The sequence below is a fragment of the Kribbella sp. NPDC104218 genome (assembly GCF_055584105.1).
This window is the reverse complement of record NZ_JBVJMQ010000001.1, coordinates 254370-274010: the sequence shown is the minus strand read 5'-3', so window position 1 is coordinate 274010 and position 19641 is coordinate 254370. Positions and strand designations below refer to the sequence as shown.

At 68.9% G+C, this 19641-nt stretch carries 22 protein-coding genes; 12 read left to right on the top strand and 10 right to left on the bottom strand.

Going from position 1 to position 19641, the window contains the following annotated elements; genetic code table 11:
• The first annotated feature begins 4 nt into the window (after nucleotides 1–4).
• From ACZ6ZD_RS01200 to ACZ6ZD_RS01170, 7 genes are all read left to right on the top strand, one after another.
• Nucleotides 5–1024: a 2-aminoethylphosphonate ABC transporter substrate-binding protein gene (locus ACZ6ZD_RS01200; RefSeq protein WP_465667122.1), complete on the top strand. Its 1020-nt coding sequence runs from the start codon at nucleotides 5–7 to the stop codon at nucleotides 1022–1024.
• Entirely contained in the window at nucleotides 1021–2037 is a 1017-nt protein-coding gene (locus ACZ6ZD_RS01195; RefSeq protein ID WP_465667120.1) for an ABC transporter ATP-binding protein, read from the top strand. The genes ACZ6ZD_RS01200 and ACZ6ZD_RS01195 overlap by 4 nt, the downstream gene beginning before the upstream one ends.
• Nucleotides 2034–2804, top strand: a complete 771-nt coding sequence (locus ACZ6ZD_RS01190; RefSeq protein ID WP_465667118.1) for a 2-aminoethylphosphonate ABC transporter permease subunit — start codon at nucleotides 2034–2036, stop codon at nucleotides 2802–2804. Before ACZ6ZD_RS01195 ends, ACZ6ZD_RS01190 begins: the two co-directional genes overlap by 4 nt.
• Nucleotides 2788–3576: an ABC transporter permease gene (locus ACZ6ZD_RS01185; RefSeq protein WP_465667116.1), complete on the top strand. Its 789-nt coding sequence runs from the start codon at nucleotides 2788–2790 to the stop codon at nucleotides 3574–3576. Before ACZ6ZD_RS01190 ends, ACZ6ZD_RS01185 begins: the two co-directional genes overlap by 17 nt.
• A gap of 9 nt (nucleotides 3577–3585) precedes the next feature.
• On the top strand, nucleotides 3586–4767 hold the full coding sequence (locus ACZ6ZD_RS01180) for a cytochrome P450 family protein (protein ID WP_465667114.1): 1182 nt from the start codon (nucleotides 3586–3588) through the stop codon (nucleotides 4765–4767).
• A gap of 62 nt (nucleotides 4768–4829) precedes the next feature.
• Nucleotides 4830–5495: a DedA family protein gene (locus tag ACZ6ZD_RS01175; protein WP_465667112.1), complete on the top strand. Its 666-nt coding sequence runs from the start codon at nucleotides 4830–4832 to the stop codon at nucleotides 5493–5495.
• A 77-nt stretch (nucleotides 5496–5572) separates the two neighbouring features.
• The gene (locus ACZ6ZD_RS01170; protein ID WP_465667110.1) at nucleotides 5573–6748 is read left to right on the top strand and encodes a polysaccharide deacetylase family protein; all 1176 of its coding nucleotides are present in this window, start codon (nucleotides 5573–5575) and stop codon (nucleotides 6746–6748) included.
• Here ACZ6ZD_RS01170 and ACZ6ZD_RS01165 read toward each other — a convergent pair.
• The gene (locus ACZ6ZD_RS01165; protein ID WP_465667108.1) at nucleotides 6745–7569 is read right to left on the bottom strand and encodes an acyltransferase domain-containing protein; all 825 of its coding nucleotides are present in this window, start codon (nucleotides 7567–7569) and stop codon (nucleotides 6745–6747) included. The genes ACZ6ZD_RS01170 and ACZ6ZD_RS01165 overlap by 4 nt on opposite strands.
• 100 nt (nucleotides 7570–7669) lie before the next feature.
• Here ACZ6ZD_RS01165 and ACZ6ZD_RS01160 point away from each other — a divergent pair, with 100 nt between their 5' ends.
• Nucleotides 7670–8572, top strand: coding sequence for a tachylectin-related carbohydrate-binding protein (locus ACZ6ZD_RS01160; protein ID WP_465667106.1), 903 nt, complete (start codon nucleotides 7670–7672; stop codon nucleotides 8570–8572).
• Here ACZ6ZD_RS01160 and ACZ6ZD_RS01155 read toward each other — a convergent pair whose 3' ends face one another.
• From ACZ6ZD_RS01155 to ACZ6ZD_RS01115, 9 genes are all read right to left on the bottom strand, one after another.
• A complete protein-coding gene (locus ACZ6ZD_RS01155) occupies nucleotides 8573–8860 on the bottom strand; it encodes a 4a-hydroxytetrahydrobiopterin dehydratase (RefSeq protein WP_465667104.1) in 288 nt (95 codons plus the stop codon).
• Between the two features lie 4 nt (nucleotides 8861–8864).
• The gene (locus ACZ6ZD_RS01150; RefSeq protein WP_465667102.1) at nucleotides 8865–9722 is read right to left on the bottom strand and encodes an alpha/beta hydrolase; all 858 of its coding nucleotides are present in this window, start codon (nucleotides 9720–9722) and stop codon (nucleotides 8865–8867) included.
• Between the two features lie 27 nt (nucleotides 9723–9749).
• Nucleotides 9750–11729, bottom strand: coding sequence for an ABC1 kinase family protein (locus tag ACZ6ZD_RS01145; protein ID WP_465667100.1), 1980 nt, complete (start codon nucleotides 11727–11729; stop codon nucleotides 9750–9752).
• A 76-nt stretch (nucleotides 11730–11805) separates the two neighbouring features.
• Nucleotides 11806–12483: an Abi family protein gene (locus tag ACZ6ZD_RS01140; RefSeq protein WP_465667098.1), complete on the bottom strand. Its 678-nt coding sequence runs from the start codon at nucleotides 12481–12483 to the stop codon at nucleotides 11806–11808.
• 293 nt (nucleotides 12484–12776) lie between these two features.
• Nucleotides 12777–13526 (bottom strand): succinate dehydrogenase/fumarate reductase iron-sulfur subunit, encoded by a 750-nt coding sequence (locus ACZ6ZD_RS01135; protein ID WP_171675998.1) that lies wholly within the window; start codon nucleotides 13524–13526, stop codon nucleotides 12777–12779.
• Nucleotides 13523–15397: a fumarate reductase/succinate dehydrogenase flavoprotein subunit gene (locus ACZ6ZD_RS01130; protein WP_465667096.1), complete on the bottom strand. Its 1875-nt coding sequence runs from the start codon at nucleotides 15395–15397 to the stop codon at nucleotides 13523–13525. The genes ACZ6ZD_RS01135 and ACZ6ZD_RS01130 overlap by 4 nt, the downstream gene beginning before the upstream one ends.
• A 13-nt stretch (nucleotides 15398–15410) precedes the next feature.
• Nucleotides 15411–16211 (bottom strand): hypothetical protein, encoded by an 801-nt coding sequence (locus ACZ6ZD_RS01125; RefSeq protein WP_465667094.1) that lies wholly within the window; start codon nucleotides 16209–16211, stop codon nucleotides 15411–15413.
• Nucleotides 16211–16504 carry a hypothetical protein gene (locus ACZ6ZD_RS01120; protein ID WP_171676004.1) on the bottom strand — a complete coding sequence of 98 codons (294 nt, stop codon included), beginning with the start codon at nucleotides 16502–16504 and terminating at the stop codon, nucleotides 16211–16213. Before ACZ6ZD_RS01120 ends, ACZ6ZD_RS01125 begins: the two co-directional genes overlap by 1 nt.
• A gap of 107 nt (nucleotides 16505–16611) precedes the next feature.
• Nucleotides 16612–17238, bottom strand: coding sequence for a hypothetical protein (locus ACZ6ZD_RS01115; protein ID WP_465667092.1), 627 nt, complete (start codon nucleotides 17236–17238; stop codon nucleotides 16612–16614).
• 61 nt (nucleotides 17239–17299) lie between these two features.
• Between ACZ6ZD_RS01115 and ACZ6ZD_RS01110 the strand changes: the two genes are divergently transcribed.
• The 4 genes from ACZ6ZD_RS01110 (at nucleotide 17300) to ACZ6ZD_RS01095 (ending at nucleotide 19582) form a co-directional block, all read left to right on the top strand.
• Nucleotides 17300–17668 carry a (deoxy)nucleoside triphosphate pyrophosphohydrolase gene (locus ACZ6ZD_RS01110; protein WP_465667090.1) on the top strand — a complete coding sequence of 123 codons (369 nt, stop codon included), beginning with the start codon at nucleotides 17300–17302 and terminating at the stop codon, nucleotides 17666–17668.
• A 164-nt stretch (nucleotides 17669–17832) separates the two neighbouring features.
• Complete coding sequence (locus ACZ6ZD_RS01105) at nucleotides 17833–18129, top strand: LuxR C-terminal-related transcriptional regulator (protein WP_465667088.1); 297 nt, start codon at nucleotides 17833–17835, stop codon at nucleotides 18127–18129.
• A 38-nt stretch (nucleotides 18130–18167) separates the two neighbouring features.
• Nucleotides 18168–19082, top strand: coding sequence for an N-acetyl-1-D-myo-inositol-2-amino-2-deoxy-alpha-D-glucopyranoside deacetylase (mshB, locus tag ACZ6ZD_RS01100; protein ID WP_465667086.1), 915 nt, complete (start codon nucleotides 18168–18170; stop codon nucleotides 19080–19082).
• A complete protein-coding gene (locus tag ACZ6ZD_RS01095; protein ID WP_465667084.1) occupies nucleotides 19079–19582 on the top strand; it encodes a flavin reductase family protein in 504 nt (167 codons plus the stop codon). Before mshB ends, ACZ6ZD_RS01095 begins: the two co-directional genes overlap by 4 nt.
• Nucleotides 19583–19641: the final 59 nt, after the last annotated feature.

Genomic DNA, 19641 nt, shown 5'->3' with positions numbered 1-19641 from the left:
AACAGTGAAGCTCAAGACCCTGCTCATCGCCGCTCTCCTCACTGCTGTTGCCGCCGGGTGCGGTGGCACCGGCGCCGCGTCCACCACCGGCGCGAAGACTGTCACCGTTTACACCGCCGACGGGCTGGCCGACTGGTACAAAACCCGGTTCGCGGCCTTCACCCAGCAGACCGGGATCAAGGTCCAGACGGTCGAGGCCGGCTCTGGCGAGGTGGTTTCGCGGCTGCAGAAGGAGAAGTCCAACCCGCAGGCCGATGTCGTCGTCACGCTGCCGCCGTTCATCCAGAAGGCGTCGAAGGACGGCCTGCTGCAGAAGTACGCCGTCCCGGGCAGCGACCGGGTGCAGAGTGTGAAGGGCGCCGACTACGTTGCCGTCGTCAACAACTACCTGTGCTTCATCGCCAACCAGCAGGCCGGTATGCCGAAGAGTTTCGACGAGCTGCTCGACGCGCGGTTCAAGGGGAAGCTGCAGTACTCGACGCCGGGTCAGGCGGGTGACGGCACCGCCGTCCTGCTGTTGCTGCAGCACCTGATGGGTAAGCAGGGCGCGCTCGACTACCTGCGCAAGCTGGAGAGCAACAACGTCGGGCCGTCGGCGTCCACCGGCAAGCTGCAGCCGAAGGTGAGCAAGGGCGAGCTACTGGTCGCGAACGGCGACGTCCAGATGAACCTCGCATCGATCAGTGTCGACAAATCTGCATTCGGCATCTTCTTCCCGGCCGGACCGGACGGCGCCAAGTCGACCGTCGCGCTGCCCTACGTGATGGGCCTGGCCGCCGGTGCGCCGAACGATGCCGGAGGCAAGCAACTGATGGACTACCTGTTGTCAACTGAGGCACAGCAGACGGTGTCGAGTGACGCCTTCGGCCTCCCGGCGCGGGACGACGTCAAGCCGGCCGACGCGAACTTCCAGGCCGTGCAGCAGGCGATGACCGGCGTCCAGCCCTGGACGCCGGACTGGACGGCGGTGCTCGCGGATCTGGACGCGGACGTCGCGGCGTACACGAAAGCCGTCCTGGGATGACCGTCCAGCTCGAGGACGTGACGGTGCACTTCGGCCGGACGTGCGCGCTGGAAGGCTTCAACCTGACGGTCGCGGCCGGTGAGACGGTCGCGTTGCTCGGACCGTCGGGCTCGGGGAAGTCGACCGCGCTGAAGGCGGTCGCCGGGTTCGTCCGGCCATCGCGTGGTCGAATCCGGCTGGCCGGGCAGGACGTCACGGACCTGCCTCCGGCCAAGCGCGGGATCGGGGTCGTCGTCCAGCAGTACGCGTTGTTCCCGCATCTGCGGGTCGAGGACAACGTCGCCTTCGGCCTGCGCGCGGCTCGGCGTCCGAAGGCGGAGGTGACGCGCCGGGTGGCCGAGATGCTCGAGATGGTGGGGATGACGTCGTACGCGCGGCGCTTCCCCCGCGAGCTCTCCGGCGGTCAGCAGCAACGCGTCGCGATCGCCCGCGCGCTCGCCATCCAGCCCAAGGTCTTGTTACTGGACGAGCCGTTGGCCGCCCTCGACGCCCAGCTCCGCGCCGACATGCTCACCGAGCTCCAGAATCTCCGTCGCGAAGTCCCGACCCTCGCGATCATCTACGTCACCCACGACCAGTCCGAGGCTCTGGCACTCGCCGACCGGATCGCCGTCATGCGGGACGCCCGTCTGGTCGACCTGGCAGCCACCGCGACCCTCTACAAGACGCCGCCCACGGCCTTCACCGCTTCCTTCCTGGGCAACGCCAACCTCCTGCCCGTCAAGTCGTCGGACGACGAGGTGAGCGTCGCCGGCCATGTGATCCCCGGGGTCCGGCCGGTCGCCGGGAAAGAGCTGTTGTGCATCCGCCCGCACGCGGTCCGGTTCGGGGACGACGGCGTACCGGGCAGGTTGGTCGGCGTGCAATGGCGGGGTGCCTCCTACCAACTCACCTGTGAGGTGGCGGACGTGCTCGTCAGAGTGGATCTGGCCGCGGACGGCGCCGTACCTGCAGTTGGTGCGGATGTGCAGCTGGTGCTGCCGCCGGAGGCCTGCAGCTTGGTGTCCCGTTGACCAGGGACAACAGGTGGTTGTGGTTGCTGCCGCCCGTCTTGCTGATCGGCCTGCTGGTCGTCTATCCGTTGGTGCTGGTTGCGGTGGAGTCGGCGCCGGCCTGGGGCGACGTGCTCGGGTCGGGCGAGTTCCGCGACGCGTTGCTCCGGACCGTGCAGATCGCGGTCTGCTCGACGATCGGTTGTCTCGTCGTGGGGACATTCCTCGCCGTCGTGATCAGCTTCGTCCCGTTCCCCGGCGTCCGGGTCGTCGCGAGCCTGGTCGACACGATGCTGGCCTTGCCGTCGTTCCTGGTGGCGCTGGCGTTCACGTTCATCTACGGGACGGCGGGCATCCTGCGCGCCGGCGGGTTCCTGACCACGCCGTGGGCGGTCGTACTCGCCGAGATCACCTTCTACACGCCGTTCGTGATGCGGCCGTTGCTAGCGGCAATGAGTCGGTTGCCCAGGGCCCAGCTGGACGTCGCCGCGAGTCTCGGCGCTGGGCCGGGGCGCGTGCTGCGCCAGGTGATCCTGCCCGAGGCCCGGCCCGCGCTGCTCGCCGGCGGCAGCCTCACCCTGCTGCTGACCCTCAACGAGTTCGGCATCGTGCTGTTCCTCGGCGCCAAAGGCACGACCACGTTGCCGATGCTCGTCCACACCAAGGGGATCGTGATGTTCGACTACCCGGCCGCCTGTGCGATCGCCGTCGTCCAGATCGTGCTGTCCCTCGGCCTGTACGCCGTGCTGCGCAAAGCCCTCGGAGGTCGTCGTGCTCGTCTGGACTAAACCCGGCAAGGCGCTCACCTGGCTCGTCTTCGGCGTGGTGTTCGGCGTCCTCGTGGTCGCGCCGTTCGCGGTGGTGATCGCGGCCGCGTTCGCCGGCAGCTGGAACGGCGTCCTGCCGTCCGGCGTGACCACGGCCCACCTGCAAGAGGCGCTCTCCGGCGACCAGCTCGCATCGCTGGCCGTCAGCCTGCAAACGGCGTTCCTCGGCGGCCTGCTCGCCGTCGTGGTCGGCACGTGGGGCGCGATCGCCGCGCACAACGCGCCGCTGGCCCGGTTCGCCGACGCGCTGCATCACCTGCCGATCGCCGTCCCATCAGTCGTGGTCGGTCTCGGTCTGCTCGTCGCGTTCTCGCGGCAGCCGTTCCTGCTCAACGGAACGAAGTGGATCGTCGTGATCGCCCACCTCGTCCTGATGGTCGCCTTCAGCTACGGCACCGTCGCCGCCGCGCTGCACCGCGTCGATCCGTCGTACGCCGATGTCGCGGCCTCGCTCGGCGCCTCGCCGACCCGGGTTCTCTGGCAGGTCCGGCTGCCGCTGCTCCGGCCGGCGATCGCCTCGGCGGCCGGTCTCTCGGTCGCTCTCTCGATGGGCGAGGTGGGCGCGACGATCATGGTCTACCCGGCCTCCTGGCGAACGCTTCCGGTCAGCATCTTCGCCCTGACCGACCGCGGTCAAACTTTCACCGCGGCCGCCGAAGCCGTCGTCCTGCTGATCGCGACCGTCCTCGTGGTGACACTCCTGGACCGGTTGCGGGGGCGGCCGCAAACGTAGGCTGGCGAGGTGACGCAGCCCTTCCTCCAGTCCAAGGGAACACTCCGCCAACAGGGTTTCGCCGAGCTCGCCGCTCAGGGGCCCGTCAATCGCCTGACACTGTTCACCGGCGTCCCCGTCGTCCTCGTGACGGGGTACGCCGAAGCGCGCACGCTGCTCGCCCACCCGGACGTCGTCCGCTCGCTGATGGAAGGCCCGCATCGGGACTTCCTCACCGAGGAGCAGGTGCGCTGGACCGATCGGCACATGCTGCTGGTCAACCCGCCCGACCACACCCGTCTCCGCAAACTCGTCACCGCGGCGTTCACCCGGCGCCGGATCGACGAGCTGGAGCCGCGGATCCGCGAGATCGCCGGGGAGCTGCTCGACGGGATCGCGGCCGCCGGGGACGGCGCCGACCTGGTCGAGCTGTTCAGCTACCCGCTGCCGGTGACCGTGATCTGCGAGCTGGTCGGCATCCCGGTCGAGCATCGGGAGTCGTTCCGGCGCTGGTCCTCGGTCGCGGTGAACGCGCCGATGCACACGCCCGAGGAGTACATCGAGGCCAGCAGTCAGATCGTCGCGCTCATCCAGGAGCTGATCGCGGTCAAGACCAAGGAGCCGGCCGACGACCTCCTGTCGGCTCTGGTCGCCGTCCGGGACGGCGGGGATCGGCTCAGCGAGGACGAGCTGACCTCGATGATCTTCCTGCTGATGTCGGCCGGTCACGAGACCACGGTCAACCTGATCACCAACGGCGTCCACGCGCTGCTCGAACACCCCGACCAGCTCGCGCTGCTGCGCTCCGAGCCGGATCGGCTCCCGGCCGCGGTGGAGGAAGTGCTCCGGTACGACGGCCCGCTGCAGGTCACCGTCCCGTACTTCGTCCAGGCTCCGATCGAGATCGCCGGCGAGCGGCTCGAAGCGGGCGAGGTACTCGTCTTCGCGCTGCTGCCGGTGAATCGGGACGGCCGCAAGGTCGAGCGGCCCGACGAGTTCGACATCACCCGGCCCGACTCGGCGCATCTGGCGTTCGGGCACGGCATCCACCACTGCCTCGGCGCGCCGCTGGCCCGGCTGGAGGGCCGGATCGCGCTGGAGATGCTCTTCGACCGCTTCCCGAACCTCCGCCTGGCCGACGCCGAGGAGGAGCCGGAACGCCCACCGGGCTTCCTGCTGAACGGCATCCGGGCACTGCCAGTGCTGCTCTGACCACCGCCGGTGGCCGGGGTTGAACAGCATGTGAACCCCGGCCAAATGACAGCGGTGGGATTGTGAGTCACTTGACCGGACCTGGCATCCTGGGCCGGGTGACCGACATCCTCGAAGCGGCGCGGCATCTGCTGGGCTTGGCCATGGCCTCGCACTGGCTGCTGCTGATCCTCTTCCTGGCGGCCGCGATCGACGCGGTCTTCCCGGTCATCCCCAGCGAGGGCATGGTCGTCACGGCCGGGATGGCCGCGGCCGCCGGACACCAGAACCTGCTGCTCGTGATCGTGGTCGCGATGGTCGGCTCGGTGATCGGCGAGTCCGTCTGCTACCTAATGGGCCGGGGCTCCGGCCCGCGGCTGCACCGCTGGATGAAACGCCAGGAGCGCCGGCAACGGCTGTATGACGCCGTCTCGGCCGCGCTGCACAAACGCGGCGGGCTGATCCTCGTCACGGTGCGCTACATCCCCGGCGCCCGGATGGTCGCGACGCTGACCGCCGGCGCGACGCGGTACTCGTTCAAGAAGTTCGTCGTGTTCACCTTCGCCGGGGTGACGATCGCCTACACGTACGTCGCGCTGATCGGCTACATCGGCGGCGACGCGTTCGAGCACGATTCGCTGAAGGCGCTCGCGTTCAGCCTCGGGATGGCGTTCACGATCGGCCTGGTCATCGAGACGTCGCGGCGGATCGCCAACAAACGCCGGGCCGCGAAGATCACAGCGGTCTAACGACCCCTTTGCGGTTGCCGGGCCGATGCGTGTCCGGCCCTCGCCCGGGTCACCGGGCGTGCGTGAGTAGACCTGTGGTGAGGCCTGGGGTGCACCTCCTTGCGGCCGCGGCGGTGATCGCGGCAGTGGTTGTCGGCTGTGCCGATGTCGGGCCGAGCGGCCAGGCGCCGCCGTCCACCGCTCCGAGTGCGACGCCGACTCCGACCACCGGCCCGAGTGCGACGCCGACCCCGACTTCGACGCCGACGTCCGGTCCGACGGCAACGCCGTCCGGGCCCAAAGGGGGAGCGGCGGCACCGGTCACGCGGGCGTTCCCGGCCCGGCTGGCCAACGGCAAGCCGCCGCTGTTCCTGGTGGTCTCCTTCGACGGCGCCGGCGATCTCGCGCTGTGGAACCACTGGCGCACGATCGCTCGTAAGGTCGACGCCCGGATGACGTTCTTCCTCTCCGGCCCGTACCTCTACCCGGCCGCGCACCGCACCGACTACAAACCCCCGCTGCGCAAACCCGGCGCCTCCGACATCGGCTGGAGCACCCCGGCGAACGTGCTGGCCCGGACGACGATCCTGCGCGACGCGATCGCCGAGGGCCACGAGATCGGCACCCACGTGAACGGCCACTTCTGCGGCCCGAAGGGCGTCGGCGCCTGGAACACCGCGCAGTGGACCGCGGAGTTCAACGCCTTCGACCAGATGGTCCGCAACGGCCCCGGCTTCGCCGCGGGCAAGCCGGTCGCGGCGCCGTTCGACCCGGCCACGGTGAAGGGTCTGCGGACGCCGTGCCTCGAGGGGAACCGGGCGGCGTACCGGCGGGCGATGGTCGAGCGCGGCATGGTGTACGACGCGTCCGCGCCCGGCTACCTGCGCTGGCCCTCGAAGGTCGACGGGCTGTGGAGCTTCCCGCTGCAGGACGTCGTCCTGGCGGGAACGTCCAAGAAGACGCTGACGATGGACTACAACCTCTGGTACGCGCAGACCAAGGCGAAGCGGGCGCCGGTCGCGCAGGTGCCGCAGCTGCGCGCCCAGGTGCTCAAGACGTACCGGCAGGCGCTCGCCCGGTCCCGCGCGAACGGCAACCCGCCGCTGTTCCTCGGGAACCACTTCAACCGCTGGAACCACAGCGTCTACTCGGACGCGCTGTCGACGTTCGTCCTGGAGACCTGCAAGCAGCCCGACGTCCGGTGCGTCAGCAACATCGAGCTCACCGGCTGGCTGGCGAAGTACGCCGGCGTCCCGAGCGGACGCCGTCCTTAGAGCTTCGTGTAACCGAGAGCGCTCTGCCAGGTGCCGCCCTGTTTGATCCGGTTGACTACCAAGCGCTGCAGCGTCGTGTCCTGCGGCAGCTCGTCGAGGCGCTCGAGGCCGTGCGTGCGGAAGGTGAAGAAGATCGCGCTGTCCTGGCTGTCGGACGGCGTCCCGTACGGCGTGAAGCGGCGTCCGAAGCGGACCATGTTCGACTCGGGCGGCAGGTTGTCCAGCAGGTACGGGTCGAGTAGCCACGAGTTCAGGGTGAGGGTCTTGATCGGGTACTGCGGGAAGAACCGCGGAAAGAACTCCCGGGCCTGCGCGAGACTCGCGTCGACGAGCTCCGGCGAGAGGCGGCCCGACTCCGGGATGTGGACGCCGAGCACCCACTCACCGGTCTCCGCGCCCGGGACGGGCTTGTCCGCGGTGACTTGGTAGAGCATGAACTGCAACCGGCCGAGCGCGTAGATCTGGCCGGCCCAGTGGATCGTCAGCCACCAGTGGGTGGCCAGCCCGTACTCCCCGTGCGTCTGGCGGCTGACCCGCAGCTGGAGCCCCAGATCGGCCAGCGTCGCCCAGCTGACGTCGTCCGGAATCCCGAGCTCGGCGTGGTACTTCCGGATCTCCGGGAGCGTTTCCAGCAGCGCGGCGACCGTGTTGCGGGTGTCCTCCGGCATCCGGAGCTGCGGCTCCGTGCCCTGCACGCCGACCCCTGCCCGCAGTTGCTCGACCAGATCGGCCACCACCGCCGGATCCGCCGCGAAGGCCTCGGCAGCCTCCCGGTCCTCGTCGCTGAATCCCAGTAACCGGTACTCGTCGGCAGTCGTCACCCGGTAACGGTAGCCGATCCGGCTTAGAGCACCGTCGAAAGTCTTGTGGACCACTCACCGCGCTTCGCATCATGATCCAAATAAAAGATTTGGAGACGAAATGTCGAAGATACCGATCTCCCGCCGCACCTTCGGAACCCTCACCGCCGGCGCCGCGGCCACCGCCGCCGGCCTCGCCGTCACCGCCAGGACGGCGTCCGCGGCAACCACGGCGCCCGACGCCCGGCTCGGCCTCGTGTGGGAGGGGGCGCAGGAAGCCGGCGCATGGATGGGTACCGGCGCCCACTACGGCCTGCGGAACACCGGTGAGCTGACCTGGAACAACTTCCGGATCCGCCGGGACAACGCCGTCACCGAGTGGTCGGCGCCGAAAGTGATCGCCACCGGGTGGACCACCCCGATCCAGCTCTTCTCCAGCGGTGCCACGATCTACACGATCGATGGCTCCGGCGCCCTCCGCTGGCACTCCTACTCCGCTCCGGACACCGGTGACGGCCAGTGGCACCCGGACTCAGGCACCGTCATCGGCTCAGGCTTCCAGACCATGCGGAAGGTCACCTACGCGGGCAGCGGGATCTTCTACACGGTCGACAGCAGCGCCAACCTTCGCTGGTACCGGCACACCGACGTGGTCGGAGGTAAGGGAACCTGGGCGCCCGGCTCGGGCCGGATCATCGACGACGGCTGGGGCGACCTGCACGCGTTCACCGCCGTCGGCGGGAACATCTACGCGGCGGCTCCCTCAGGCGTCCTGCGGTGGTTCAACTACAGCGACTCCTGGGGCGGCCAAGGCGCCTTCGACCCGCGGTCCGGCAGCATCGTCGACGACGGTGGCTGGCAGCTCGCCACGTCGATCCGCGCCATCGCCACCATGCCGTGGATCACGATCCGAACCCTCGACGCCGGGTCGACGCTCCGTTGGTTCCGGCACTACTTCAACGACGAAGGCGGCGTCTGGCACCCGAACTCCGCGACGGTCGCGGCGGCGTCCTGGCCTCGGTAATTACTCCGCGGCGGTGTCGATGTGGTGGGCGAGGACGAGGTCGTCCTCGGTGATGCCGCCGGCGTCGTGGCTGGTGACCCGGAAGGTGATCTTCGTGTAGCGGATGTCGATGTCCGGGTGGTGGTTGGTCGCCTCGGCCAGTTGCGCGACCGTGGCGACCAGCCGGATGCCGTCCAGGAACGTGTCCCGCTCGATCGTGCGGACCAGCGTCTGGTCCACGGCCTTCCACAGCGGGATCAGGTCGCGGAGCGCGAGATCGATCTGGTCGTCGGTGAGCAGGTCAGCCATGCGGTCACTCTAGACCCAAGTCGACTCCGGCGAGGATGTCGACCGTGGCCTCCGGGCGCAGGATGAAGCCGGCGTGGCTGGTGTCCATGGTGTGGACGGCGTACCGGTTGCCGGGGATGAGTTCGTCGCCCTCGCGGATCAGCATGTCCTGGGCGGCGATCGGCATCGCGTAGTCCGCGGTCAGGCGGATGTAGCTGCGCGGGATGGTGCCCCAGGTGGCGGCGTCCGCGCGGGCGTCGCCCATCATCACCTGCAGCGACTCGTCCGGCTGCATGATGTTGAGGAAGGCGCGGAACTGCTCGTCGGTGGCGTCGGCGAGGACGGCCGCCTTGAGCGTGTCCAGGAGCGTCTTGTCGGCGGTCCGGTAGTTGGCCCGGCCGGCGCCGACGACCTCGGGGTCGCCGACCGACAGCCCCGCGAGCTGGGGGAGCAGGCTCTCGTCGAACTCGGGCCCGGTGTACTCGACCGGGTTCCGCTCGGAGACCGGCGCCCAGGCGGAGATGTAGACCAGGTGGGAGACCAGCTCCGGCGCTTGGTTGGCCAGGGTGGTGATGGTGACCCCGCCCAGGCTTGCGGCGACCAGTACGACGGGGCCGAGCTCGGCCAGCCGGCGGACGGCCGGGAGCAGGCTGTCCACGTTGTCCTGCAGGGTGACCGAGGCCAGGGTCGAGGGCTCGGCGGCCCACGCGTCCAGATCCTGCGGCGAGAAGTAGGAGACCGGGTACTGCGCGTCGAGGCCGTGACCGGGCAGATCGGCGGCGTACGAGCGCAGTCCGCGGAGGGCGAGCTCGCGCTGGATCGTCGTCCAGAAGAACGAGTTGCTGCCGGCGCCGTGGACGAGAACGTAGGTGGGGGTACTCATGGCGGCTATTTTGACACGTTCGAGTTTTTAACTCATCCCAGTTTTCTCGGGGATCCGGAAGATCAGCACCAGGACGCGCAGGACGAGGACCGCGCAGATCACCAGCAGGTTGTAGGCGAGCAGCTGGTAGAGGGTGATCGCGGCGGTGATCCGCGGGCCGTCCGGGATGCCGAGCAGCAGGACGGCCATCAGGCCCGCGGTCGCGCCGAGGACGGCGAGCAGGACCTGGTGCAGCAGACCGGTGAGGTGCCGGCGGTCGCGTTCGTCGGCGAGCAGCCGGACGTTGACGCCGAGCCGGCCGCTCTCGGCCGCGGCGGCGATCTGGTCGATCCGGCGGGGGAGCCGGCGCAGCATCGGCAGGATCGCGGCCAGCTCCTCGGTCGCCGTCCGGCGCAGCGCCTCCGGGGTGAGCCGGTCGCCGACCTGCGCGGACGCGAACTGCCGGGACGCCGAGACCAGGTCGAACCCGGGGGAGATCCGGCTGATCGTGCCCTCGATCGTGGCCAGCGCGCGGAAGACCGCGGCGACCTCGGGCGGGACGCCGAGCTCGTGCGCGGTAATGATCTTGAACAGGTCGGTGAACATCGCCGGGCCGAGGGCGACCGCGCCGGTCAGGTGCCGGGTCATGAACTGGCCGACCGCGCGCTCCAGGGCGCGCTCGTCGATCACGTCCGGGCGGTCGACGATCTCGAGCAGGGCGTCGGTCGCGCTGATCGGGTCGCCGTGGTCGATCGCGAGCAGGAAACGCTGCAGGGCCTCGCGGGTGGCCGGGTCGAGCCGGCCGACCGAGCCGAGGTCGAGCATGCCGATCCGGCCGTCGGTCAGCAGCAGGAAGTTGCCGGGATGCGGGTCGGCGTGGAAGACGCCGTCGATCGCGACCTGGCTGAGCAGGCAGTCGAACAGCGTCCGGCCGAGCCGGGCGGCGTCCAGCCCGCGCTCGGCGATCACCGCGGCGGCGTTACCGAGGCCGACGCCGTCCAGCCGCTGCATGGTCAGCACCCGCTGGGTGGACTCCCGCGGGTACAACTCCGGGACGACGATGTCGTTGCTCCCGGCCACTGCCTGGCCGGCCGCGACCGCGGCCATGTTCCCGGCCTCGACGGTGAAGTCCAGCTCCTCGCGCATCGCGTCGGCGAACCCGTCGGCCAGCGCGCGGACGCCCATCGAGCGACCCCAGTCGGTGTTGCGCTCCAGCAGTTTCGCGAGCCGGCGGACGATGTCGAGGTCACGGTCCACGACGGCGGCGATCCCCGGCCGCTGCACCTTCACGACGACCTTCGAGCCGTTGACCAACGTGGCGGCGTACACCTGCGCGACACTCGCGGCGGCGAGCGGCTCGCTGCTGAACTCGGCGTACACCTGCTGCGGCGGCGCGCCCAGCTCCGTCGTCAGCACCTGTTCGATCTCACCCCAGGCCGCCGGCCGCACCTGGTCCTGCAACCGGCTCAACTCCGTTGCCACCGACAACGGAATGATGTCGCTCCGGGTCGACAACACCTGCCCCAGCTTGACGAACGTGACCCCCGCCTCGTCCAGCGCCAGCCGCAAACTCCGCGCCAGCTCGGCCTGCCCGGCCGCGTTCTCCCGCCCCGGACGCCGCCGTCCGCGCAAATACGGCCCGAGCCCGTACTTGAGCGCGATCCGCAGGATCTGCAGATACCGCCGCGACCGCGCCACCCGCCCCGCCACGTCCCGCCGCAAATCCCGTGCCCGCGGCAACGACCCCGTCGGCACCAGCGCCTCCGCCAGCACCAGGAAAACCAGCCCCGCCAACGTCGCGCACAACGTCGTCAGCCCCAGCAACGCCAGCGCCGTCCCATTACTCCCCTGGAACGGCAGATCCCCCACCAGCGCATTGGCAATCGGACTGAACGCACTCAACGTCAACCCAGCCGCCACCCCCAACCGCACCAACCCGAACCGCACCCCCAGCAACCTCTGCGCCACCGGCACAAAGACCACCATGAACACGCCCAAACTGACCAACCCCGCCACCGCAACATCCATGGTGGAACCCTAGGCCGCGAAGGCCCTCCAACGGATCACCCACACGGGTGACCGCGCCCCGGCTGTTCTCCGGCGCCTACAGATATGGACGGGGTACTGGGCACGCCGCCAGCAGCTCGGGAACGCGGGATTGCTCTGCGACCCATCGAGCGAGGTCGGCGTCGACGTAGCTCAGCAGTGTCAGCGTGTCTGCGTGAAGAGCGCTCAGAGGCTGGTTCCAGATCCTCTCGTGGTGAGCAATCCGGTTCCGGAACTGGTGAAGCCTGACCACGGGAGCCTCGATCAGCTCGCGTCGGCGGTGCGGTGCGTTGGGGAACGCTCCGGCGATGTCGGGCCAGAGCGCGGTGTAGCGCCGGGCGAACAAGAACCGCCAGAAACCAAAACTGAGCTCGGCGATCACACGGTCGTAGTTGATCGGCTTGTGCTGGTGACGCAGGCGCTGCTCTGCCTTGTCGATATCGGCGCGCGCTCGGCTGTCGAGCTCGGAGGTCGACGATGTGTCCAGCCACGATCCAGAGCGACCAAGTCGTTCCCGGCGCATCGCGAGCCTGTCGGCGACACGATTGCGTAGCACGACCTCGAGATGCCCGACGCTTTCCCAGTGCGCGGCAGAAGCCTCGACGTTCCACTGGTAGAACTGCAGTGCCGTACCGATGTCACCGCCGCAGTGTTGGACGTAGCCTTCGAAGCGCGGGGTGCCGAAGTGCTGGTGCCCAGAACCTGCGACCAGCCGGGGTAGGCGCGAGGGTTCCATCAGATGCTCACCTGTTCGTCGCTGTGGTAGCCTAGGAGGTCAAGACCCCGGAACGGTCCCTGGTAGCTCCTTGGAGCAGGCCAAACCGCCGGGGTTCTGCTTTGTGAGCTCGACGGTTACCTGCAGCGGCAGAAGAGCTGGGCCAGTGGTCGAGTCTGCGGATCTCAGCGATCTTCGTTTCATCGCGAGCAGACGAAACGTTAGTAGGGCGATCGCCCGGCGTCCAATCCCCCCTGAAACACCGCTGCGCCCGGCCACCGGGGGGTGGTCGGGCGCAGCGGGTGGTGCGGGTGTCAGGCGCGGCGGCGGATTTTGTTGCCCAGCCAGACGATGGGGTCGTACTTGCGGTCGGCTACGCGCTCTTTCATGGGGATGAGGGCGTTGTCGGTGATCTTGATGTGTTCGGGGCAGACTTCGGTGCAGCATTTGGTGATGTTGCAGAAGCCGAGGCCGTGGTCGTCCTGGGCCTGGTGCTGGCGGTCGGCGGCGTCGAGGGGGTGCATGTCGAGTTCGGCGATCCGCATCAGGAACCGGGGGCCGGAGAAGGACTCCTTGTTCTCCTCGTGGTCACGGATGACGTGGCAGGTGTTCTGGCACAGGAAGCACTCGATGCACTTGCGGAACTCCTGCGAGCGCTCGACGTCGACCTGCTGCATCCGGTACTCACCGGGCTTGAGGTCGGCCGGCGGGGTGAACGCCTTGACCTCGCGGGCCTTGGTGTAGTTGTACGAGACGTCGGTGACCAGGTCGCGGATGACCGGGAAGGTGCGCATCGGGGTGACCGTGACGACCTCGTCCTCGTCGAACGTGTTCATCCGGCACATGCACATCAGCTTCGGCATACCGTTGATCTCGGCGCTGCAGGAGCCGCACTTACCGGCCTTGCAGTTCCAGCGGACGGCCATGTCCGGCGCCTGGGTGGCCTGCAGCCGGTGGATGACGTCGAGGACGACCTCGCCCTCGTTCACCTCGACCTCGTAGTCCTGCAGGTCGCCGCCCTCGGCGTCGCCCCGCCAAACGCGGAACTTCCCTTTGTAGGTCATGCGGGCAGCTCCTCTTCGGTCAGGTACTTCTTCAGCTCGTCGACCTCGAACAGCTCGAGCAGGTCCTCGCGCATCGGGATCTGCTGCTTCTCGTCGACGCTCACGCTGCCGTCGGCGTTCAGCCCGCAGACGAGCAGCTTCTTGCGCCACTCGGCGTTCATCCCGGGGAAGTCGTCGCGGGTGTGACCGCCGCGGGACTCCTGCCGGAGCAGGGCGGCCTTGGCCACGCACTCCGAGACGGTGAGCATGTTGCGCAGGTCGAGCGCCAGGTGCCAGCCCGGGTTGAACTGGCGGTGCCCCTCGACGGTCATCTTCGCGATCCGGCCGCGGAACTCGGACAGCCGGCCGAGCGCGGTCTCCATCTCCTCGGCCTTGCGGATGATGCCGACCAGGTCGTTCATCGACTGCTGCAGCTCCTGGTGGATGGTGTACGGGTTCTCACCGCCCTCCAGCTCGAACGGCGCCAGCGCGTCCGCGGCGGCCGCGTCGATATCGGCCTCCGAGATCTTCGGCCGCTCGGCCAGCGAGTCGACGTACAGCGCGGCGCCCATCCCGGCGCGGCGGCCGAAGACCAGCAGGTCGGACAGCGAGTTGCCGCCGAGCCGGTTCGAGCCGTGCATCCCGCCCGCGACCTCACCGGCCGCGAACAGGCCCGGGACGACGGACGACGCGGTGTCCGGCTCGACCTCGACGCCGCCCATCACGTAGTGACAGGTCGGACCGACCTCCATCGGCTCGGCCGTGATGTCGACGTCCGCCAGCTCCTTGAACTGGTGGTGCATCGACGGCAGCCGGCGCTTGATCTCCTCGGCGGGCAGCCGCGAGGAGACGTCCAGGAAGACGCCGCCGTGCGGGGTACCGCGACCGGCCTTGACCTCGGAGTTGATCGCGCGGGCGACCTCGTCGCGCGGCAGCAGCTCCGGTGGACGCCGGTTGTTGTCGGCGTCCTGGTACCAGCGGTCGGCCTCTTCCTCGGTCTCCGCGTACTGCGCGCGGAACACGTCCGGCACGTACTCGAACATGAACCGCTTGCCCTCGGAGTTCTTCAGGACGCCGCCGTCACCGCGGACCGACTCGGTGACCAGGATGCCCTTCACCGACGGCGGCCAGACCATGCCGGTCGGGTGGAACTGGATGAACTCCATGTTGATCAGCGTCGCGCCGGCCCGCATCGCGAGCGCGTGCCCGTCACCGGTGTACTCCCAGGAGTTCGAGGTGACCTTGAACGACTTGCCGACGCCGCCGGTGGCCAGGATGACCGCGGGCGCGTCGAACAGGATGAACCGGCCGGACTCGCGCCAGTACCCGAAGGCGCCGGAGATCGCGTCGCCGTCCTTGAGCAGCTCGGTGACCGTGCACTCGGCGTACACCTTGAGGTTGGCCTCGTAGTCGCCGGTCGCCTCGAAGTCCTCCTGCTGCAGCGAGACGATCTTCTGCTGCAGGGTGCGGATCAGCTCCAGGCCGGTGCGGTCGCCGACGTGCGCGAGCCGCGGGTAGGAGTGACCGCCGAAGTTGCGCTGGCTGATCCGGCCGTCCGGCGTCCGGTCGAACAGCGCGCCGTAGGTCTCCAGCTCCCAGACCCGGTCCGGGGCCTCCTGCGCGTGCAGCTCGGCCATCCGCCAGTTGTTCAGGAACTTCCCGCCGCGCATCGTGTCGCGGTAGTGGACCTGCCAGTTGTCGTTGGAGTTCGCGTTGCCCATCGCGGCCGCGCAACCGCCCTCGGCCATCACGGTGTGCGCCTTGCCGAACAGCGACTTGCACACGATCGCGGTGCGCTTGCCCTGTTCGCGGGCCTCGATCGCCGCGCGCAGACCGGCGCCGCCGGCCCCGATCACGACGACGTCGTAGGTGTGTCGTTCCAGCTCAGTCATAACTCAGAAGTCCTCAGTTGAAGAAGCGCAGGTCGGAGAACCAGCCGGCCGACAGCGCCATGATGTAGAAGTCGGTCAGGATCACGGTGAACAGCGACGCCATCGCGAACGTGCCGTGCTTCGGGTTCAGCTTGGAGACGAACGTCCAGTACCGGTACCGCAGCGGGTGCTTGGAGAAGTTCTTCAGGCGGCCGCCGACGATGTGCCGGCAGGCGTGGCAGGACAGCGTGTACAGCCACAGCATCACCAGGTTGATCCAGATGATCAGCGTGCCGAGGCCGAAGCCGAAGCCGCCGTCCTTGCCGTGGAAGGCGAGGACGCCGTCGTAGACGTTCAGCAGGCCGAAGACCAGCGCGCCGTAGAAGAAGTAGCGGTGCAGGTTCAGCGCGATCAGCGGGAACTTGCGCTCACCGGTGTACGCCTTGTGCGGCTCCGGGACGGCGCAGGCGGCCGGCGCGAAGAACAGCGACCGGTAACCCGCCTTGCGGTAGTAGTAGCAAGTACCGCGGAAGCCGGCCAGGACGGCGAACGTGATGATGCTGTACGGGATGAAGACCGGGAACTTCGGGAACCAGGTGCCCAGGTGACTCGACCCCGGTGAGCAGCCCTCGTTGATACAGGGCGAGTACAGCGGGGTGAGGTAGTGGTAGTCGTTCACCCAGTACCACTTGTTCATGAAGATCCGGATCGTCGCGTAGACGACGAAGAAGCCCAGGATCACGCCGATCCGCAGTGGCGCCAGCCACCACTTGTCGGTCCGTGCGGTCTTCAGTCCGATCTGTGCGCGCCCCGGTGAGTCAACTCCATGTGCCATCAGGGGGCACGCCGATCCGGTGCGCCGAAGCCTTCGTGCTCCGCGTCTGTCCACATGGACGCGTCATACTCCACGTCGGGAATCTCCTCGAGGTCCTCCGGAACCGGTCCGGGTCTGTGCCGTGGGTCGGGAGGGCCGAGCTCGGCCAGATCGTCGCTCAGCCGGGCCACATCCGACACCAAGCGGCGGATGCCGAGGGTGTCGCCGTACTCCTGGCTGAGTTTTCCGACGGCCGCATGTAGCGATTCGAGCGCGCGGACAACGGGCGCAACGGCGCTGTTAGCTTCACCCATGCCGACTCCAGTGATGGTGTTGTAGCTGTCAGTATGGGCACACTTTGCCGCGCTCCGGCATGCAACGGAAGACCTCTCGGTACGGCGTGTTTCGACTTAGGGTGACCTCAGTTGCCGACGGCCGACGAGTGGAGTAATGGGGCGAATCCGGCCTGCAGTACAACGAGATTCGCCGCCGGGGTCAGCACTTCGGCCTCGATCAGACCGGGTGGACGGCGGGGCTCGCCGTACCCCGCCCAGGACCACGGCAGCACCTGTCGATCGAGGACCAGCGCGGGCGCGCCGTCGTACCGGATCATGGCGCCGTCGGGGAGTGTGACGAAGTCGTGGATCGCCGTCCGCTGGTGGCGGGCCCGCGGCTCGACGCGCTGACTGTGCAGGACGGCGTCCATCGCGGGGGCCCGCGGGCGCTCGGCGAGCTGGTGGCCCCGGGCCCAGGCCCCGGCGTACCGCAGGAAGTCGCTGCGGCGGCAGTAATGACAGGGTCGATGGCCGGCCGCGAGCGCGACCGCCTCGTCGAAGAAGAACAGCGCCGTCCACCGGCCGGGCGGCATCGGATCGCGCTGAACCCCCTTCCAGTCAAGGACGCAGCAGATCCACGCCTTCGATCGCCAGCGGGCCGCGCCGAGGCGGCGATCGGGGCCGTGCAGCGCGCCGCGGTTACCCATCAGGAGGCCGCGGCCCGGCTCGGCGACGATCTCCTGCGTCGGGAGAACCCTGTTCTGCAACGGCATACGGCCGATCCTGCCGGACGCCGCCGACAGTTTTCCCAACCCGGTCTGGCAGAGTCGTCGCGTGCAGAGTGTGGTGGGAGTCGCGATCGTCCGCGACGGGCGCGTGCTGGCGGCGTACCGGACGGCGCCCGAGCCGGGCTGGGAGTTCCCCGGCGGCAAGGTCGAACCGGGGGAGACCGAGGCGGACGCCGCCGTCCGGGAGATCCGTGAGGAGCTCGCCGTGGAGATCGCGGTCGGCGAGTCGCTCGGGCCCGGCGTCGACATCTCCGACCGGTACCGGCTGTTCGTCCGGCGGGCGACGATCGTCAGCGGCGAGCCGGTCTGCCGCGAGCACGCCGAACTGAGATGGCTCACTCCGCAGGAGCTGGACGAGACGGCCTGGCTGGCCCCCGATCGCCCGTTCGTCCGGGCGCTGCGGGAAAAACTGTAGTGGCGGAAGTCACATCCGCGACGATCACGGTTTGCGGTCTCCGGATCACGGGGAGAAAACGGACCCGGCCGCAAACTGTATGGGTCGTTTGTATGGGTTGTACCTGGTGACTGTGCGCCACCGGCTGCGACGATCCTCAGGCAAGCTACTGGGGAGGAGTTGGAATGTCGGTGTATCAGGTCGTCCCATCCGTCCGGAGGGAAGACTTCGCCCGTGATGCCGACTGCGAGATCTACGAGCTGGGTTCGCGGCGGCTGGAGCCGACCGCGGTCCGGGAGCTGACCAGTCGTCAGATCGCGATCGGCCGCATGCTGGCGACCGGTGCGAAGGACGCCGCGGTCGCTCGTGAGCTCGGTCTGTCGCTGCGGACCGTTCGGGCCGAAGTCAGTGCGCTGGTGCTCGGGCTGGGAGCCAAGTCACGGTTCCAGGCCGGCTGCCTGCTCGTGAGGCGCTTCGGATAAGAACACCTCGCGGCCGGGGCGCGACGTAGGCTCTGAGTATGGCTGAGCTACCCGCGCGCCGGCTGTTGCTGGTGCACGCGCACCCCGATGACGAGACCATCAACAATGCCGCGACCATGGCCCGGTACGTCGACGAGGGCGCCCAGGTCACGCTGATCACCTGCACCCTCGGCGAGGAGGGGGAGGTGCTCGTCCCCGATCTCGCCCACCTGGCCGCCGATCGGACCGACGCCCTCGGCCCGCACCGGATCACCGAGCTGGCGAACGCGATGTCCGAGCTCGGCGTCACCGACCACCGCTTCCTCGGCGGCCCCGGCAAGTACCGCGACACCGGGATGATCTACAACGACGAGGGCAACGCCGACGTCCCGCCGGACACCCGGCCGGACAGCTTCTGGCAGGCCGATCTGCTGGCTGCCGCCGACGACCTGGTCCCGGTCATCCGCGAGGTCCGCCCGCAGGTGCTGATCACCTACGACGACTACGGCAACTACGGCCACCCCGACCACATCCAGGCCCACCGCGTCGCGACGTACGCCGCCGCCCTGGCCGCCGTCCCGTCGTACCGGGAGGATCTCGGCCCGGCCTGGGACATCCCGAAGATCTACTGGAACGCGATGATCGAGTCGAAGTGGCGCAACAGCCTGCGCAACCTGCGCGCCGCCGGCGACACCACCACGTTCGAGGGGATGGACCCGGAGGGCGACCTCGGCCGCGCCATCACGCCGGACCGGTTCGTCACCGCGATCATCGACGGCGCGCCGTACCTGGACCGGAAGATGAACGCGATGAAGGCGCACGCGACCCAGATCACCGTCGACGGCCCGTTCTTCGCGCTCTCGAACAACAACGGCAACGAGATCTGGACCGACGAGGGCTACCGCCTGGTCAAGGGCACGGCCGCCCCCGGCCCCGACGGCGTCGAGGACGATCTGTTCGCCGGTCTCCAGTGACCGGCGCTGTCCCCCCGGAGGAGTTCCGGGCCGCCCTGGGGCAGTTCGCGGCCGGCATCCTGATCATGAGCACGCTCCAGGACGGCGTCGCGCACGCGATGACCGCGAACGCGTTCACCTCGGTGTCGCTGGAGCCGCCGCTGGTGCTGGTCTGCGTCGACAAGGGCGTCCGGATGCACGACGCCGTCCTGGAGTGCGGCTCCTGGGCGGTCTCGGTGCTGGCCGCGGACCAGCAGCCGCTGGCGGCCCGGTTCGCCCGCTCCGGGCGGGATCTGTACACCCAGTTCGACGGCGTCGCGACCGAACCCGCCCCGAAGACCGGCTGCCCGGTGATCACCGGCGCGCTGTCCTGGCTGGAGTGCCGGACGTGGGCGACGTACGACGGCGGCGACCACACGATCGTGGTCGGCGAGGTGCTCGGGCTGGGCCTCGGCGGGGCAGCGGGCAAGGCCGCTCTGATCCATCACGCCAGTCACTACCGGGAGTTACCCGGCAGCTGAGCGTGTTTGCGCCGTGGGAACAGGGCATCTCGGGGCATCCCAGGGCTGCCCCGAAGGTC